Origin of the sequence: Rhizobium sp. BK251 (genome assembly GCF_004345245.1) — a bacterium.
In the GTDB taxonomy this organism is placed as follows: domain Bacteria; phylum Pseudomonadota; class Alphaproteobacteria; order Rhizobiales; family Rhizobiaceae; genus Rhizobium.
Genome location: NZ_SLUQ01000009.1, coordinates 85,655 through 101,474, shown reverse-complemented (window position 1 = coordinate 101,474; position 15,820 = coordinate 85,655). Strand labels below are relative to the sequence as shown.

The 15,820-nt window shown below is 62.0% G+C and carries 12 protein-coding genes; 4 read left to right on the top strand and 8 right to left on the bottom strand.

The genetic code is table 11. From position 1 onward, the window contains the following. The first annotated feature begins 29 nt into the window (after positions 1 to 29). Together EV286_RS23315 and EV286_RS23310 are read left to right on the top strand one after the other, a co-directional pair. Entirely contained in the window at positions 30 to 1,280 is a 1,251-nt protein-coding gene (locus EV286_RS23315; protein ID WP_132959568.1) for a sensor domain-containing diguanylate cyclase, read from the top strand. Between the two features lie 271 nt (positions 1,281 to 1,551). Beyond that, positions 1,552 to 2,742: an MFS transporter gene (locus tag EV286_RS23310; protein WP_245500804.1), complete on the top strand. Its 1,191-nt coding sequence runs from the start codon at positions 1,552 to 1,554 to the stop codon at positions 2,740 to 2,742. Positions 2,743 to 2,941: 199 nt separating this feature from the next. On the opposite strand, the gene EV286_RS23305 is transcribed toward EV286_RS23310, so the two are convergent. From EV286_RS23305 to bcsN, 6 genes are all read right to left on the bottom strand, one after another. Then, positions 2,942 to 3,190 (bottom strand): DUF2934 domain-containing protein, encoded by a 249-nt coding sequence (locus EV286_RS23305; protein WP_132959566.1) that lies wholly within the window; start codon positions 3,188 to 3,190, stop codon positions 2,942 to 2,944. 275 nt (positions 3,191 to 3,465) lie between these two features. Continuing rightward, positions 3,466 to 5,652, bottom strand: coding sequence for a cellulose synthase (locus tag EV286_RS23300; protein WP_132959842.1), 2,187 nt, complete (start codon positions 5,650 to 5,652; stop codon positions 3,466 to 3,468). Beyond that, positions 5,649 to 6,701 carry a glycosyl hydrolase family 8 gene (locus EV286_RS23295; protein WP_132959565.1) on the bottom strand — a complete coding sequence of 351 codons (1,053 nt, stop codon included), beginning with the start codon at positions 6,699 to 6,701 and terminating at the stop codon, positions 5,649 to 5,651. The genes EV286_RS23300 and EV286_RS23295 overlap by 4 nt, the downstream gene beginning before the upstream one ends. After that, the gene (locus EV286_RS23290; RefSeq protein WP_132959564.1) at positions 6,698 to 9,121 is read right to left on the bottom strand and encodes a cellulose biosynthesis cyclic di-GMP-binding regulatory protein BcsB; all 2,424 of its coding nucleotides are present in this window, start codon (positions 9,119 to 9,121) and stop codon (positions 6,698 to 6,700) included. Before EV286_RS23290 ends, EV286_RS23295 begins: the two co-directional genes overlap by 4 nt. Further along, positions 9,118 to 11,307 carry a UDP-forming cellulose synthase catalytic subunit gene (gene bcsA, locus EV286_RS23285; protein ID WP_132959563.1) on the bottom strand — a complete coding sequence of 730 codons (2,190 nt, stop codon included), beginning with the start codon at positions 11,305 to 11,307 and terminating at the stop codon, positions 9,118 to 9,120. Before bcsA ends, EV286_RS23290 begins: the two co-directional genes overlap by 4 nt. A gap of 66 nt (positions 11,308 to 11,373) precedes the next feature. Then, positions 11,374 to 12,249: a cellulose biosynthesis protein BcsN gene (gene bcsN, locus EV286_RS23280; protein WP_132959841.1), complete on the bottom strand. Its 876-nt coding sequence runs from the start codon at positions 12,247 to 12,249 to the stop codon at positions 11,374 to 11,376. 167 nt (positions 12,250 to 12,416) lie between these two features. Between bcsN and EV286_RS23275 the strand changes: the two genes are divergently transcribed. Next, complete coding sequence (locus tag EV286_RS23275; protein ID WP_348633583.1) at positions 12,417 to 13,034, top strand: hypothetical protein; 618 nt, start codon at positions 12,417 to 12,419, stop codon at positions 13,032 to 13,034. A gap of 114 nt (positions 13,035 to 13,148) precedes the next feature. Beyond that, complete coding sequence (locus tag EV286_RS32090) at positions 13,149 to 13,319, top strand: hypothetical protein (RefSeq protein ID WP_165932921.1); 171 nt, start codon at positions 13,149 to 13,151, stop codon at positions 13,317 to 13,319. A gap of 120 nt (positions 13,320 to 13,439) precedes the next feature. Here the strand turns inward: EV286_RS32090 and EV286_RS23270 are convergent, their stop codons facing one another. Next, complete coding sequence (locus EV286_RS23270; protein ID WP_132959562.1) at positions 13,440 to 14,594, bottom strand: mandelate racemase/muconate lactonizing enzyme family protein; 1,155 nt, start codon at positions 14,592 to 14,594, stop codon at positions 13,440 to 13,442. Positions 14,595 to 14,608: 14 nt separating this feature from the next. Beyond that, a complete protein-coding gene (gene manD / locus EV286_RS23265) occupies positions 14,609 to 15,817 on the bottom strand; it encodes a D-mannonate dehydratase ManD (RefSeq protein ID WP_132959561.1) in 1,209 nt (402 codons plus the stop codon). Positions 15,818 to 15,820 lie beyond the last annotated feature (3 nt).

Here is a 15,820-nt window from a genome sequence, read left to right as displayed (position 1 = left end):
ATGCCGCATGTTTATCCCAGGAGGTCTGAATGGTGGTGCAAGTGTTCGGTCGGTCTACCGGGCCGGCGGCGACGCGTGAGACGGCGCGGCTTGCAGCGCTCGAGCAGATCGACATGCTGGACGCACCGCGGGACAAGGGTTTCGACCGAATTGTTAGGCTGATCAAGGAGATATTCGGCGTCGAGATCGGACTCGTCACGATGATCGATGCCCATCGCCAATGGTATCTTGCCTGTTCGGGATTTGGAAATGACGAAGTTCCGAGGCAGGACACCTTCTGCCGCTATGTCATTGACGATGACGAACCGCTGGTCGTGGAGGATGCCACAAGGGATGCGCGGTTCGCAGCCCATCCTGCCGTAGCTGATAAAGAAGGTGTCCGATTCTACGCGGGTGTTCCAATCAAGACGGCTGAAGGACAGGCGGTAGGTACACTCTGCGCCATCGACCGGCGACCACGGTCCTTCGGGAACAGGGACCTCAGGATCCTGCAGGAACTGGCCGCCGCTGCAATGGATCGAATTGAGCTGCTGCAGTTTGCATCGACTGACGGCCTTACGGGTGCCTTGACGCGCCGCGCCTTCCGCGACCAGGCCGACCAGCTCGTGTCGGCTGCCCTCATGCAAGGCCATGATCTTTCCTGCATCGTACTCGACGTCGATTACTTCAAGCAGGTCAACGATACATATGGGCATGCCGTCGGTGACGACGTCCTGCGAACTGTGGCAGCCATATCGAAAACGACCTTGGGGCCGGACGACCTTGTCGGACGCCTTGGAGGCGAGGAATTCGCATTTGTGCTGCCCCAAACCGACCAAGCCGCCGCCTGCGAAATTGCCGCTCGATTGAGGGAGGCGATAGAGGGGCGAAGCACCGAAACGGCCGCGGGATCGCTCAAGATCACAGCAAGCCTCGGCATCACATCATTGTCCATCGCCGCCAAGAACATCGAAACACTGCTCGCCCAGGCCGACGCAGCCATGTACAAAGCCAAGCGCGAGGGCCGAAATCGCTGCGTCGCCTGGAATGAAATGCGATCCGAGTTTGCTCTCAGCAGCCGGCGGCGCGTTCTCAAGGCCGGAGCGATCATCTTCAATGACAGGCGCTCGGTCATCGACTGCACCGTAAGAGCGCTCGGAAGCGATGGCGCCGGGCTTTCCGTCTCGAGCTCCGCGGGCGTCCCTGCAGAATTCGTTCTGGCGATCAGGTCCGACGGATTGGAGATGTACTGCCGGGTCATCTCTCAAGACAGGCAACATATCGAAGTTGCGTTCGCCTAGCGCCCGCAGCGCCTTGGGAACACGACGCCTGTGACCGTTCCGTGGGAACCATTGGCGCGCCTAGCTAAACTTCACCGGGACGCGCGACCCACCAAGATCGCGCCGCCGGGTGTCGCGCTACACTCGAAAGTGATGGCGTATTTTGAAACCAGCCCATCAGCATTGCAGGAGTAACGGACCCCGGCTTGTTCGACATGGTGGGGAAACACTTCGGGCAGCATCAATCAGTCCGCTGGTTCAAAAATCAAGCCGCCACTTCGGCGGTCCCACCGTGGTCTGGTTTTCCATGAATTTTCGTCTCTATCTCCTTGCCGTCGGTATGTTTGCGCTCGGCACAGACAGTTTTGTCATTGCCGGTATCCTGCCGCAGGTTGGAAATTCCTTCTCCGTATCACCAAGCGTTGCGGGCCAGATGGTCACGGTCTACGCGCTTGCATACGCGATATTCGCGCCGGTGATTGCCGCCGCGGCCGCATCCTGGCCGCGGAAGCAACTCCTCCTGTTGGGAATGACCATCTTTGTGGCCGCCAACATCCTGACGATCTATTCGCCGAATTTCCAAATCGTCCTTCTTGGCCGAGCGATCGCCGGTCTCGGCGCGGCGATGTTCAGCCCGACAGCAACGTCGACGGGCGCGCTCCTTGTTCCTCCCGAGCAACGAGGTCGCGCGCTCGCGACCGTGGTTGCCGGGCTATCGATTGCAACCGCCTTCGGTTCACCGCTCGGAACAGCGCTCGGTGGTCTAGGCGATTGGCGGATCACGATATGGTTTGTTGTCGCGATTGGTATGATGGCGGGCATAGGTATCGCTGCCCTTTTCAAGGCAACGCCCATCGCACCGGCCATCAGCTTGCGCCAGCGCCTGGCGCCACTCGGAGACGGACGCATTGCGCTCACGCTTCTTACATCGGTGTTCGCCTATACCGGCCTCTACATCGTCTATACATACATCGCGCTTGCCTTGCATCACGCAACATCCGGCAGCTCGACACTGCTTGCCAGCCTTCTCCTGATCTGGGGCATCGGTGCCGTCGTCGGCAACCTAGGCGCGGGTTTCCTGGTCGATCGCTTCGGTGGCCGTCCGATCATTTCTGCCACTCTCGCGATCGCCGCGATTGACTACCTGCTGATCCCGTTCAGCAGCGCGACCTATTTCACGGCAGCCATCGTGACTTTCATCTGGGGCGTCTCCGGATGGGGGTTGGTTGTCGGACAGCAACACAGGTTGATCAGCATCATGCCAACGTCCGCGCCGCTTCTGCTGGGGCTGAGTACAGCCTCCATCTACCTTGGCAGCTCGGCTTCAGGTCTGATCGGCGGCGCAGTGATATCGTCTCTTGGCACTAACGCGCTCGGCTTTGTAGGTGCCTTCCTCATAGCGATCGGGCTGGTGCTGGCCGAACTCGCCCACCGCCGCATCCACTTCCACTCCAGGACAGCTGCGGTTCAGGCGGGGCAATAGAGCGGGCTGCGGCAGCACTCTGCGGCGGTCGACTGGCGTGTTTCCAGCAGCACGGCGGCGGTACTTCATTGTCGAAGGCCGCCGTTCATCGGATATGGCTTGGAAGTTCCATAAGAAAGCTTACGCGACTTATTGCGCGCTGCAGGCGGATCCAGATGGGGGTTCACCCTAGGACATCAACGACCCCTCGCTTGTTCCGTCAGCACGATCGTACGCGATGGCGCTGGGTTTCAGCGCGTGGTGGAGAGTTGATATTCGAGGCAGAACGAATTCGCCAGAGCGTTGCGATTATCTCGCGCCCGTCGCTTGAGGCCTGCGTCTTCTCCAGTGCCTGCCTCTCCAAAGTCGCCTGCTGCCAGTGCTCGGCGTCGCGTCCCATGGGGCAGCCATCGGCCTCCCACAGGGCATATGCCCGACGCCTGATCCATTCATCCCTTGCGTGATCCATTTTCGGGTCTCCTCGGCCTCTCAACCCAGTAACATTGTGAAAGGTTCCGTGAGGAAAAGGCCGTGCGGCAAGTTGTCCGCTTGCGCTCCGAAAAATGCAGACTCCATTCGTCGTCCCACAGGCAGAGACCCATCTGCCTGCTAGTGCAAGCTCCCCCCACTCGCCTCAGAAGCGCAAGGCCGCGACCAAGACGGCGGCCCGTGTACCCGAACTCATCAAGCTTAGCCGGCAAGTGATTGATCGCCCGTTTGTCGCCGCCGACGCGTCCTGGGCCGCTACTTGGTGCCGTATCTTGCATTGCGGACATCGGCAAGCCCGCGCATGGCATCGGTATTGCCTGTCGCCGCGGCCGCTTCGAAGACACGCCGCGCATCGTTAAGCATTTTCAGGTTCATGTAGGCATAGCCGCGCAGGACCATGAGGTCGACGCGCTCGTTCTCGAACTGGGAGCGCTGGTCGAGAAAGAGAAGCGTTTCCCTGTAACGCCCCGCACCGAAGGCGGCGGTCGCGCGGTCCGTCAATATCGCGATCTGCAGTTCGGCCGCCCTCTGCCGCGTCTGCGGCGCCTTGGCGGCCGAGACGGCGGCGTTGCTGGTGAGGCCCAACCTGAGATATGCGAGGCTCTGGCCATAAGCCGCCTCCTGCCGCACGGTGGATGAGCTGCTGCGCAGCGCGACCTCGAAGGCAGAGGCGGCCTCCGTCGGGCGATTGAGGTCCATCAGGCACCAGCCGCGGCCGAGAGCGTCTCCAGGCTGCAGTTTCTGCGGATCGACGGTCGTCGCGCAGCCGCGAGGCTGCCGCGGGCCGCGGCGAACCACCTCCGTCGTGACCGCGGCAGGACGCTCATACTCGATCTGCACCGGCAGCCTGCCGGGCGTGACGGGCTGGACCGGCGGAAGCGCTGTCCGCACGGTCTCCCCCAGATTGGCAATTCGTTCGGATCGTCCGGCCCACTGTCTCTGGATCTCGGCCACGCCCCGGCGGTCCCTGAGTTCGTTCAGCGTGATCGCAAGGCCGTATGCCGAGGGCTCATCGTCGGGCTTCCACGAAAGAGCCGTCTCGAACCACCGTGCCGCCGCCTGCGGCTGGTTGAGCGATCGTGCGAACCAGCCGAACTCCTGGGCAGTGATCGGGTCGCGCTGTGCGATCACCTCGGTCGCGATGCGCTGAAGCACGTCCGGCTGCAATGTCGGCGGCGGCTGCAACGCAAGTAGATTGGCGGTGGTCGCAAGATAGGTTTCGGTCGCCTGCTTGGATGAGGCACGCCACTTGTACATGACGTCCTCGGCCTCCTGCGGGGCCTTGCGGGCGAGCAGCGCGAGAGCCAGCCCTTGCGAGGCATCGGCCGAGTCAGCCTTCGACCGTGCCTGGCGGAACCATTTTTCCGCTTCGGCCGCCTTGTCGTGACGCAGGTCGTACCAGCCAAGCAACAGGGCGTCGGAGGCCAGCCCCTGGGTCGCGGCAAGCTGTTCGAGGCGCAGTATGTATTCAGGCGCAATCGCCAGGGTCAGGTCGTCATTGGCGGCAGCGACGAAGCGGCGTGCCAGATCGTCCCGAATGCTTTCGAACTCCCGGCCACCGTCAGGGCCGGACCGCTCCTGCGATAGCAGCTCCTGCATCGTTCCATAAGGCAGCAGCTCCGACGCTTTCTGAATGGTCGCGATCCGCTCGGCGGGATTGCTGCAGTTCTTCAGGATGTAGAGATAGGCGTCGCGGCTGCGGGGCAGCCTGTCGGTCTTTGCGAAGGCCTCTGCGACACGCCACAGAACGTCCGCCTCGCTGCAGGTCAAGAGACTCGGCGTTTGCGCGGCCGTGTCGATCACGGTCTGGTACTGTTTGAGATCCGATGCGTTGATGAGCCGCGCCCGCGCCTCGGCGACGTCGAGACGCTCGAGGAGGTCGCTGGGCGGCTGCCAGCCGGGCTCAGCCGTCTGCCGGTCGGCGATCGCCTTGCGCAGTTCGGCATAGCGCGCCTCGGAATAGAGCCGCCACATCGCCTCGAGCTGGGAATCGCTGTTCTGGGGCACGGCAAGTGGATCGGCCGGCGGCGTCCAGTTCGGATAGAGCGCTCGCAGCCGCGAGATTTCCGCCTGAAGACGGGCCTGATCTCCGCGGCTCGCGAAATAGCGAAGGGCGCTTTCGTCGACCTGGGGCTGGGCTTGCGCCTGCGCAGGAGCTTCCGCAGGCTCCGACGTGTCTGGCTGCGCGGGTTCTTCTGCCTGCGCCAGTTGATAGCGCTCTGTCTTTTCTATCGGGGCATCCGGCTGCGCGAATAGCGGCTTGGAGAACGGGCGGCCGTCCGCCTCCCGTGCGCTTCCCAGGAGCATCAGCTGCAGGCCCTCCGGGACACTGTAACCAAGAACCCTGCTGACGCCCTCCTGGATGGTCGCGCGTTCTCTCGCGACCGTTGCGGCAACCGCCGCTACGACCGCCAGGGACAGCACGACCAGGGAGGGCTTCATAGGCACTCGGGATGCTCCTCCACGACAAAAGACAGTCCAAGCAGATGGAGCGTGGACGGATAGTAGAGAGTAGGCACGAACCGCGTCGCGGCGGGTGGAAGCTTGGTGCCGTCCACTACACAGGCCACAACATGGTTAATAATTTCATAACCCGGGTCCGAAAGCCGCTCCTTCACCTCCCCCGTTTCGACATCGACGATGCCTAGCCCGCCTTCCGGCGCCGTCATTCCCTTCATGTAATCGGTCAGCAGCGGCTTGTCGGTTATGCCGCCGCGCGCCAGGTAGAGGGGTATTCTCAGGCTGTTATAGCCGAACTCAGGAGGAAAGCCGTCGGCGGGCCTCGGCGTTCCCTTCATGCTCACCCAGTCGGAAGGCAGCCGCCTCGGCCCGAATCGTACCTCCTTCAGGACGGCGAGCCCATCGACAGAGAGCTTCTGCCACTTCTCGGAGGGAGCCAGCTTCGCCAGCACCGGAAACGCCTCGAAAATCAGGTACGAGGGGTTGATGACCGGTCCGTCCTCCCGGTCGGCGGCGGCAAAGCCAGAAGCGGCCGGCAGCAGCAGCGTCCTGCCGTCTGCTTCAATGACGACTTCCGCGAGCAGTTTTCGGGCGATCCCGGAGGCGGCGGTCGTATAGTCATTCCTCTTCCAGCCGGCGCCGGCGAGCGCGAGTGCATAGGCGATCAGGATGTCGCCGTCCGATGCATTGTTGATGTCGGTGACATGGGGAGTGCTGTCCGGCGACCAACGCCAGGCGGCAAGGCCGTCGTCGCGCAACAAAAGCTCGGTGCGGGTGAAGTACCAGATCTGTTCGAAGTCGGCCGGCCTGTCCGCGAGATAGGCGAGCAGCATGCCGTAGCCCTGCCCTTCGCTGTGGCTGATGTTGCCGTTTCCGTCGTCGACGATGCGACCGCTTGCATCCAGGAACTTCGCTTTGTAGGCGGACCATGACTGCGCGTCGATCACTGCCGCCTCCGTCCTTGCGGGAAAACAGGCGATCGCGGCAGCCAGGAAACAGGCAACGGTTCCATGGAGAAGCGCCCTCTTCATCGGCGCCTGCCGAAATTGGAGAGGAAGCTCGCGGTCGCGAGGCCGAGCACGACGGACAGAACAACGAGGCCGAGCGCGTAGGAAAGCACGTTCGTCGACAGCCAGTTCGCCAGGATGAGCCGGTAGTTGGTCAACGACCACGGCACGGTCTGAACGAAATTGAAGCTGGTAACGGGGACGGTCTCCACCTTGCCGCTTCCCCTGGCATAGGTCGTGATATGGCCCGAGACGTTCTGCCAGGTTTGCTGGACGGTGACGGCGGTGACGCCTTCGCGCAGTTCCTTGGTCGTCGGGGCAGTCACCAATGTCCAACTCCCGCCCCTGTCGGGGTTGGAGCCCTGCGCGATCATGAGCGTTGCGGTATTCGGCGGCGAGAAGGTCTTCTCCACACCCGCGGCAAATTGCAACGTGCTCCACGACATGTCGAAGCTGCGCCGCATCCATTCTTCGAGGGAAGATATCTGCCCGAGCCATCTGCCCCTGCTGACGCGGGAGCGCCATTCATCGAAGGTGGCCTGGGTCTCCTCCTCCCCTTTTGCCACGTCGCCCGAGCGCCATGAGGCCTGGCTTCCGGTGGCGACGTTGAGTTGCGACAGGATGGCGGGCGGTATCTGGGATATGGCGCCCACGAAGAGCGCGTCGCCGTTTCCGACTTCTGCCGAGGACACGACGTCCATTGGTATCGGATGCCCGGCCATCAGCGCCAACTGCCCGAGGAACGTCGCCATGGCAGACAATGTGTCGTCATCGACCCGCTCGACAAAGACCGGCACGGGGTCACGGCTGCGACCAAAGGGAAAGCCGGTCCCGGCCAGGGCCGCCAGATTTGGCCGTTGCCCGATGCGCGCGAAATTGGGGATGTCGAATTCCGACGTATCGAACAGCGCAAAGCGCGGGGTCTTGGTGGCGGTCGTACCGGGCGCGCAGGCCTTGTCGTCCGCGGTCTGAAGCACGGCTTCGACGGCAATGGAATTGATGCCCGGACGGAAGTGCCGCATCGTCACGCGGATGGGCAGGTGGCGCAGGATTCCGCCGCCGCCGGACGTGATCGGTACCGTCGAGGCAATATTGCCGTTGACATAGATATCGATGCGGCTGCCCGGTTGGACGCTTTCGGCATAGGCCGCGTCAAGCATGAGCCTCGCCTCGCCATAGGCCGTGGCATAAAAATCCGCCGGAACCGCGACATTGAACGTGGTCCGGAAGCGCCGACCGGAGAATTCCGTCGTCTTGATGCCGAGCTGGCTGAAGTTGAGCTGGCTGCGCGAGAAGACCATGGGCGCATCCGGAACATGCCACCGCTGGGTGATTATCGCTTCACGGCGGACATCGAGGTTGCGCTCCGTCGGCAAGACAATGCTGTCGATCGCCGATTGCACCGACTGCCAGGTCGGGCCGCTGACAAGCAGCATCGGCGCCTGTGTCTTCGGGTCGGTGGTGAACGCTGCTATCGGCCCCGTCTGAGCCGCGGTCGGCAGGACGATCGACAGGGGCTCGAGTTCGGCTGCAGTGCCGACGACAACCGTCAGCTTTCCTGGGCCTGCGGCAGGCAGTGTATCGCTGGAGTAGGTGAAGCGTTGATTTGGCATGCCGCCAAGAATGGCCAGGCCCTGCGCCAGCCGCATCAGGGGCCGCGTCGTGCCGGGCTGCTGGAGGGCGGGTACGACGAATTCGAACTGGGTCTGCCCCTTGCCGTCGACGCCGATCGCCTTGACCGCGTCGATGCTCGCGAAGCTCGCCACATCCGGTCCGGAAAAGCTCAGATATGTGGCGGCGGGGTCGATATCGGTCCAAAGCTCGTAGGTGGATTCGATGCTGCAGTCCGTCCGGTGCCGCTGGTCGGCCTTTATCGTGATCAGATTGGAGCCGGTCTGAAGCAGGCCGCCAGGGATCGGGAAGGTGATGGCGGTGGCCTTGTCGGACGACCTGATCGGCAGACCTCCGATCTCCCTGTTGTTGACGAGGATCGAAAGTCGCGAAGCCTCGGGCGCGACCACGACCGAATTCTGATAGGAAAAATTGAACTTTGCAGCCGCTGCCGCCTGTTCCGGCGTGAGATAGATGGACCAGGTCCTCTCTTCGAACTCCCCCTCCAGGGCGAACTCGGAGAACGGCATGACGTAGCGGCGCATTGCCGCCGGCTGGTCCGTCCGGGGCGCGGCGGCCTGTCCTGTCGCGGGGCGCACTGCCGGTGTGGCCGGAACCTGTGCCACAGGCGGCGCGGGCCTCGTGGGCGCCGGGGCCGCGGGCGTTGGAGTGGGCGCCACCGGCCGCGGCGCTGAAGGTTGCGGCGCGGGACGCACAGGCGGGGGCTGCATACCCTCGGGTCTTTCCGGCGACATGTCGAAGGGCGCGATGGTCTGCGCCTGGGAGGCGCTCGCACCGGCAAGGATCATCGCGGCAATGAGAAAACCTCTCATCGCACCGCCACCTTGGCCGGCTCATCGAATTCGCGATGCTTTCCAAGGCTCCGGAAGAGATACACGATACCCCTGCTCATCTGATAGAAGGAAAGCCCCAGGAACCAGACGGTTCCCCTGAGGATTCCCGGGTTGTGGCGCCGCGACAGCTGGAACTGCGTCCATTGATCCGAGTTTGCGAAGATAAGGTCCGCGATCAATCTGTGATCGTCGGCGCTTCGTGGCATGTAGCGGCAGCCCAGCGCGCTGACCTCGCCCGTGACGGTGGTGTTGCGCACCACAAGCGGAAGCGTTCCCTCATAGCCGCCGCTATAGGGCCGAAACCGGATCTCGGCCGGCGTATCGACGGGCAGATCATCAAGGCGAACGCCGAAGACATTGATGCGCGCACCGTGGACCGAGACGTCCTCGATGGATGCCGGGGACCAACGGCCGTTCACGCCGAACTCGCAGCGCCGGTTGACCTTGACACGGCGGGAAGCGGTTCGTTCGCTGCGCTCGGACACGACCCCGAGCGCGCAGCCCGCGAGGACAAGGTTGATGATGTTCCAGGCGCCGACGACGAGGGTGACGTCCGCCTTATAGGGTTCCGCATAGATCTTGTAGATCGTCATCGCCACGGCAGCGAGCTGAACCGCGAAGATGACGAAGAATGGCCTGCTGATTTCCGAAAGCCGGCTCACCGAAATGGATTCGTCCTTGGCCGTCACCCGAAACGAGAGCTTACGAGGATTGACGATGGCCGAGACGACAGCCGGCAACAGGTGGACCGTCTGGACATACTCGTAGAGTTCGGAAATCCACGGCCAGCGGAACGAGCCGTAGAGGTAGTTCTGCATCATCAAGTTCACGAGCATGTAGGCGAAGGTGTAGGCGAGGAACTCACCACCCGATGCCGTGAAGATCTCCAGGTCGAAGAAGAGATAGAACAGCGGCGCCAGCAGGAACATCATCCGCGGAAACGGGAACAGCCAGAAAAGCGCCGATGACATGTAGCAAAGGCGCTGCGGTATCGTCAGGCCGCGTTTCAAGAGCGGAAAGCGGAAGCGCAGGATCTGCATCATGCCCTGCGCCCAGCGGCTGCGCTGGCTGATGAAGCTGGCAAACGTCGCCGGCTGCAGGCCGGCGATCAGCGGCTTGTCCACGTAGACGCTGTTCCAGCCGCGCCCATGCAGCGCGAGCGCCGTCTCGCAATCCTCCGTGATGCTGACGCCGCTGAAGCCCGCGGTATCGTCCAGCGCCCTGCGGCGCAGAACCGCGGCCGAACCGCAGAAGAAGGCGGCATTCCATTTGTCGAGACCGCGCTGGATGATGCCGTAGAACATTTCGTTCTCGCTCGGCATCTTCTCGAAGGTGCGGAGATTACGCTCGACGGGATCGGGATTCAGGAAGAAATGCGGCGTCTGCACGAGCGCCAGCTTTGCGTCGTCCTCGAAATAACCGACGGTCTCGATGAGAAAGTCGTGCGCCGGGGCGTGATCGGCATCGAAGACGGCAATGAGCTCCCCCTTCGAGTTGCGCAGACCGTTGTTCAGGTTGCCGGCCTTTGCGTGCTCGTTCCTGTCGCGCGTGAGGTAGTGCACACCGAGATCGCTGCAGAGCTGCTGCAGCTCATGATGCCGGATGGTCGCCGCCTGGGCCTCGAGCACCTTGCTTGAGGTGCGCTTCTGGGTGGTGCCTCCATCGTCGAGAAGCCAGACGTCGAGCTTGTCGATCGGATAATCCATCGCCTTTGCCGCCGACAGGGTGTTGGCGAGCAGTTCGGTTTCCTCGTTGTAGGACGGGACGAAGACGTCGACATGCGGAAACTTGCCCTTCGTGGCCGCCCGCGACGGCCTGGAAGGCAGCGGTGTGGCGACTACGAAAAGGCTGAGCGCCAGCATCATCACGCTGTAGATTTCGGCGAGATAGAGCAGAAAGCCGGGTATGAAGTTTTCCGGCTGGTTGAGCGGCGGAAGCGTGCTCGTGGTGCGCCAGTACACATAGCGCATCACGATCGCCGTACCGAAGGCAAGCGCTATCAGCCGCCATGTTCCCTGTGCGTGGGTGATCTTGATCACCGCCATGATGGTCACAACCGTGACGCTGGCGATCAGCTGAGTCTGAAGGCTGACCGGCAGGGTGACCAGAGCCAGCACGAGCATGGAGACGAGGAACCAGACAATGATGCTGCGGGCCTTTTGCATAGGCTTTCCTTAAGAATGCATCCGGAAGCACGCTTCGCAGAGAAAGTCGTGCAATCCTGCCGATCATCAGCAGGCTTGTGTTTCACCCGTCGGCCCGACGCAGTTGGGCATGGGTACGGTAATGTTACTTGACTTCATAGACTGCGGGGCGGCATCCGGCAAAGGCACAATCGGCCCAATGGGCGCCACAACAGGTCTGGCTTCCGGCGGGGATGGCCTGCGTGCAACAGTGATGGTGGCGGGATTGTAGCCGATCGGTGGAATCTGCCTTTGACCCATCATCCCGTCGGGATAGACGGGCTCGCCGGGACGACCCAGCGCGTCATCCGCCGTCGGCGCCGCGCCAAAGGGTTGAAAGGTGATTCCGCTAAAGGTGCCGGCGATGGTGTAGCCATACATGACCGACAGCAGCTGCTGCGACGACGCCCGGGCATCGCAGAGGCGCAATCTTATCTGAATCATGCCGTTGTGGCGCAGCGTCGAGCGATCCACCTCTCCGGCACGAATCTGTTGCCATGCATACATGCAGGTATCTCCCGTTCCGCTGCTGCCGGAGGCATAGCCGAAGGGACCGTAGGTGTTCTGAAGATAGAAGGGCGAAACGCTGTAGGAGACACCCGGCAGCGCTCGTCGAATCTCGCGCGAGATGGAGCCCTGCGTTATCGTGGAGAAGCCGGCACTTCCGCCGACGAATTTGACATTGAAGGAATTCTGGCCGGGCACCGTCGACGAGGTGAAGAGTGCGATATCCTGATCAACGCCGTTTCTGAACCGCTCTTCCAGAACGGAGACGATAGCCGGGCCACCGGGCGGCGGAAACACCAGCGCCTCGTCATTTGAAATGGAACGCACGGAACCAAGGTTCTGAATTGTCCCATTGGCCGCGCAGGATGCAAGGACAGCAAGACCCAGCGCCGTTGAAATAATCCTTAACGAGCCCATTTCCAAGCCGTGATCGCTTTCGGTGTTCAGCCACCAGTGCGGCGTCCAAATCCCTGACGAATCAGGGACAAATCGCGGTGCGTCCCAATTAGCCCCGAGGGTCGTTAAGCAATCATTAACGCTGATCGTTAACTTTTCAGCGGCCCTCGTTTTCGGACGCGGGCCCGATGACGGGCTTTTGGTGTGGGATCTCCGGTGAAAGACGAGGAAACATTCTTCGATGCTGCACGTTCAGTCACAAACTGCTAACATCCAGGCCGCATTCGTTGTCCGGGAGCGCCTTCATGAAAAGCGCGTGGAGTTTGATGATTGCACTTGTCTTGGCTGCCTCACCCGCGCATGCGGATGAGGCAGCGTTCCTTGGATCATTGCAAGGAAGCTGGGCCGGCAGCGGATCCGTGAAGATCCGCATCAATTCCACGCCCGTCAACGTCACCTGTACGTTCAACTCCCAAACGAGCAAAACCGAACTTTCGCTGAATGGCACGTGTCGCGGCTTTGTGCTGATTTCCCGTTCGCTTGGCGCCGACCTGAAATTCAACGGCGCAAGGTATAGCGGCATCTACGTGGGGCCGAACGGCGGCAAGGCAGGCCTCAGCGGCAATCGCCAGGGCAATGTCATCAATCTTACCATTCGCTGGCCCAAGGAGGTCAACGGTGACCGGACCGCCCGGCTGATGCTGCAGAAGACCGGGGCCGACGGGATGATGCTGACGACGACGGACAACGACCCGTCCTCCGGCCGCAATGTGGTCACCAGCCAGATCAACTTGCGGCGCTCGTAGCTGCATGCCCTGTGACGGCAAGGGGAGAAGTTGTTGACAACGACTCGATCCTGTTTCGGCCGCCGGTCTGGTGGGCTAGGTTCTCGCTACATCCTCAAAAAGACAGGGAAAATCATGAGAGGCTATGTCGCGACTTTGACCGCTGCCCACCTTGAGCAGGTGCTCAAGTCCTATATGGAGCCCGAGCAGGAGGAAGCCAGCGAGGTCGCGTCGCGACGCGACCTTCGCAACATGGTCGCGGATGGCGACAGCAGCGTCGGCGAAACACCCCAGCGCAAGCGCTGATTCCCTCTTGTGGCCTTATGGCCGGGAACAACGCGTTTGCGGCAGACCGGGCCTGCCGGTCTGCAGCAAAATTAAACGAAATTCCGCCAGCCTGAAATCAGGCGAGCATAGCGCCCTGCCCTACCAGTTTGTGACAGAGCCGTCGCGACGCTTCAGATGCGGCGCTTCCCAGAATTCGAAGCTCTGCCGGGCAATCAGTTCCTCGTTCACCTCGACGCCGAGGCCGGGCGCATCCGAGACCGGATAGTGGGCCTTTTCGAGCCGAGGCTGGACCGGGAAGAAATCGGAATTGTCGAAGCCGAGATGCGTTTCGGCGGGGCTTGCGCGGGTCTCCAGCCAGGAGAAGTTCGGTACGGCAGCGGAGAAATGGATCGTCGCAGCCGTGCAGATCGGGCCGAGCGGATTGTGCGGCATCATGTCGACGTAGTGCGTCTCGCTCCACGCCGCGACCTTCATGCTCTCCGTTAGGCCCCCGACATTGCAGACGTCGAGGCGGTTGAACTGGTGGATGTCGCGCTCGATGTAGGGCTGGAACTGCCACTTCGAGGCGAACTCCTCACCGATCGCGAAGGGGACGTCGGTCAGTCGGCGCAGCGCCTCGTAAGAGCTTGGCGATTCATCGCGGATCGGCTCCTCCAGGAAATCCAGCGTGCCGGAGGGCATCTTCTGGCAGAAGCTCGCAGCCTCCGCGACGCTCAGGCGATGATGGTAGTCGATACCGAGCACGATATCCTCGCCGAGTTCCTCTCGCGCCTTGATGCACCACTTCGCTGTCGTCGCGATGTGTTCGCGCGGCTCGTAGATCGGCCGGTCCTCGTGGCCGGAGGGGGAAAGGCGCATCGCCGTCCAGCCGTGCTCGACGAGCATCTTCGCCTGCTCGATCATCTCGGGACCAGGGGCCGCAAAGGTGGTGGCGAAGGTCGGAACGAAATCGCGTTGCTTGCCGCCCAGCAGTTCATAAACCGGGACCCCGAGCGCCTTGCCCTTGATGTCGTAGAGCGCAATGTCGATCGCCGAGATCGCCGCCTGCAATACGCGGCCACCCTCGAAATACTGGCTGCGGTACATTTCCTGCCAGAGCGCGCCGATCTTGAAGGGATCGCGCCCACGCAGGAACTCGGCATAGTGCTCGAGCGCACCGACGACGGCCTTCTCGCGGCCGGACAGGCCGCTTTCGCCCCAGCCGAAGATGCCCTCGTCGGTCTCGACCTTCACCAGCAACTGGTTGCGGATGCCGACTTTGACGGCGTAACTCTTGATCGCTGTGATTTTCATGTCGTTCCCCTGAATTACCAGTGCCAAAGCGTACCGTCTTCAAGACGGTTCACCGGCAGATAGGCGCGCTGATACGGATATCTTGCTGCCAGCTTCTCATCGATATCAACACCGTGGCCGATCGCCTCTCCCGGATGCAGATAGCCGTCCGAGAGACTCCAGGCGCTCGGGAAGACCTCCATGGTCTCGGGCAGGTAGCCGGAATATTCCTGGATACCGAAATTCGGAACCCACAGATCGAGATGAAGGTTGGCACCGAGGCAGATCGGCGACATGTCCATGGCGCCATGGCAGGCGGTGCGGACATTATAGACGCTGGCAAAGTCCATGATGCGCCGTTGCGCCGTCACGCCGCCCGCATGCACCGTGGTCGTTCGGATGTAATCGATCAGTTGCTCTTCCATGAGCAGGCGCGCATCCCAGATCGTATTGAACACCTCGCCGACGGCAAGCGGCGTCGTGGTGTGCTTGCGGATCAGGCGGAAACCTTCCTGGTATTCCGCGGCAACCGTGTCTTCGAGCCAGAAGAGGCGCGCGAATTCGAGATCCTTGCCGAGCCGGGCCGCCTCGATCGGTGTCAGGCGGTGATGACTGTCGTGCAGGAGTTCGATGTCCCAACCGTGAGCGTCGCGCACCGCCTTGAAGAGTTCCGGGACGTAGCGAAGATATTTCGACGTCGACCAGGTTTCCTCGTGCGGAACGGCGTCGTCATTGGCGTTATTGGTGACGGACTTCTTGCCGGTGCCATAGACATCAGGCAGGCCGGGAATGCCTACCTGAACGCGGATCGCCTTATAGCCCTGCTCGATACGCTTGCCGACCGCTTCCACGGCTTCGGCGATGTCCGTGCCCTGGGCGTGCGTGTAGCACAGCACCTTCTCCCGGCTGGCGCCGCCGAGGAGCTGATAAAGCGGCATGTTGGCGGCCTTGGCCTTGATATCCCAGAGTGCCGTATCGATGCCGGCGATCGCCGCCATCGTCACGGGACCTCTACGCCAGTAAGCTCCCTTGTAGAAATACTGCCAGATATCCTCGATGCGCGAGGGATCGCGACCGATCAAAAGGGGCGCCAGATGGTCTTCGAGATAGGCGACCACCGCTTTTTCACGCCCGTTCAGCGTTGCATCGCCGACCCCCGTAAGCCCCTCGTCGGTAAAGATCTTGACGGTAACGAAGTTGCGCCCGGGAGAGCAGACGATGATTTTGACGTCGGTAATTTTCATGAC

What these genes read in the sequence shown, in the direction of transcription:
- EV286_RS23315 (WP_132959568.1), top strand. Translation starts at nt 30, where the DNA reads ATGGTGGTGCAAGTGTTCGGTCGGTCTACCGGGCCGGCGGCGACGCGT.
- EV286_RS23305 (WP_132959566.1), bottom strand. Translation starts at nt 3,190, where the DNA reads ATGGATCACGCAAGGGATGAATGGATCAGGCGTCGGGCATATGCCCTG.
- EV286_RS23300 (WP_132959842.1), bottom strand. Translation starts at nt 5,652, where the DNA reads ATGAAGCCCTCCCTGGTCGTGCTGTCCCTGGCGGTCGTAGCGGCGGTT.
- EV286_RS23295 (WP_132959565.1), bottom strand. Translation starts at nt 6,701, where the DNA reads ATGAAGAGGGCGCTTCTCCATGGAACCGTTGCCTGTTTCCTGGCTGCC.
- EV286_RS23290 (WP_132959564.1), bottom strand. Translation starts at nt 9,121, where the DNA reads ATGAGAGGTTTTCTCATTGCCGCGATGATCCTTGCCGGTGCGAGCGCC.
- bcsA (WP_132959563.1), bottom strand. Translation starts at nt 11,307, where the DNA reads ATGCAAAAGGCCCGCAGCATCATTGTCTGGTTCCTCGTCTCCATGCTC.
- bcsN (WP_132959841.1), bottom strand. Translation starts at nt 12,249, where the DNA reads ATGGGCTCGTTAAGGATTATTTCAACGGCGCTGGGTCTTGCTGTCCTT.
- EV286_RS23275 (WP_348633583.1), top strand. Translation starts at nt 12,417, where the DNA reads ATGACGGGCTTTTGGTGTGGGATCTCCGGTGAAAGACGAGGAAACATT.
- EV286_RS32090 (WP_165932921.1), top strand. Translation starts at nt 13,149, where the DNA reads ATGAGAGGCTATGTCGCGACTTTGACCGCTGCCCACCTTGAGCAGGTG.
- EV286_RS23270 (WP_132959562.1), bottom strand. Translation starts at nt 14,594, where the DNA reads ATGAAAATCACAGCGATCAAGAGTTACGCCGTCAAAGTCGGCATCCGC.
- manD (WP_132959561.1), bottom strand. Translation starts at nt 15,817, where the DNA reads ATGAAAATTACCGACGTCAAAATCATCGTCTGCTCTCCCGGGCGCAAC.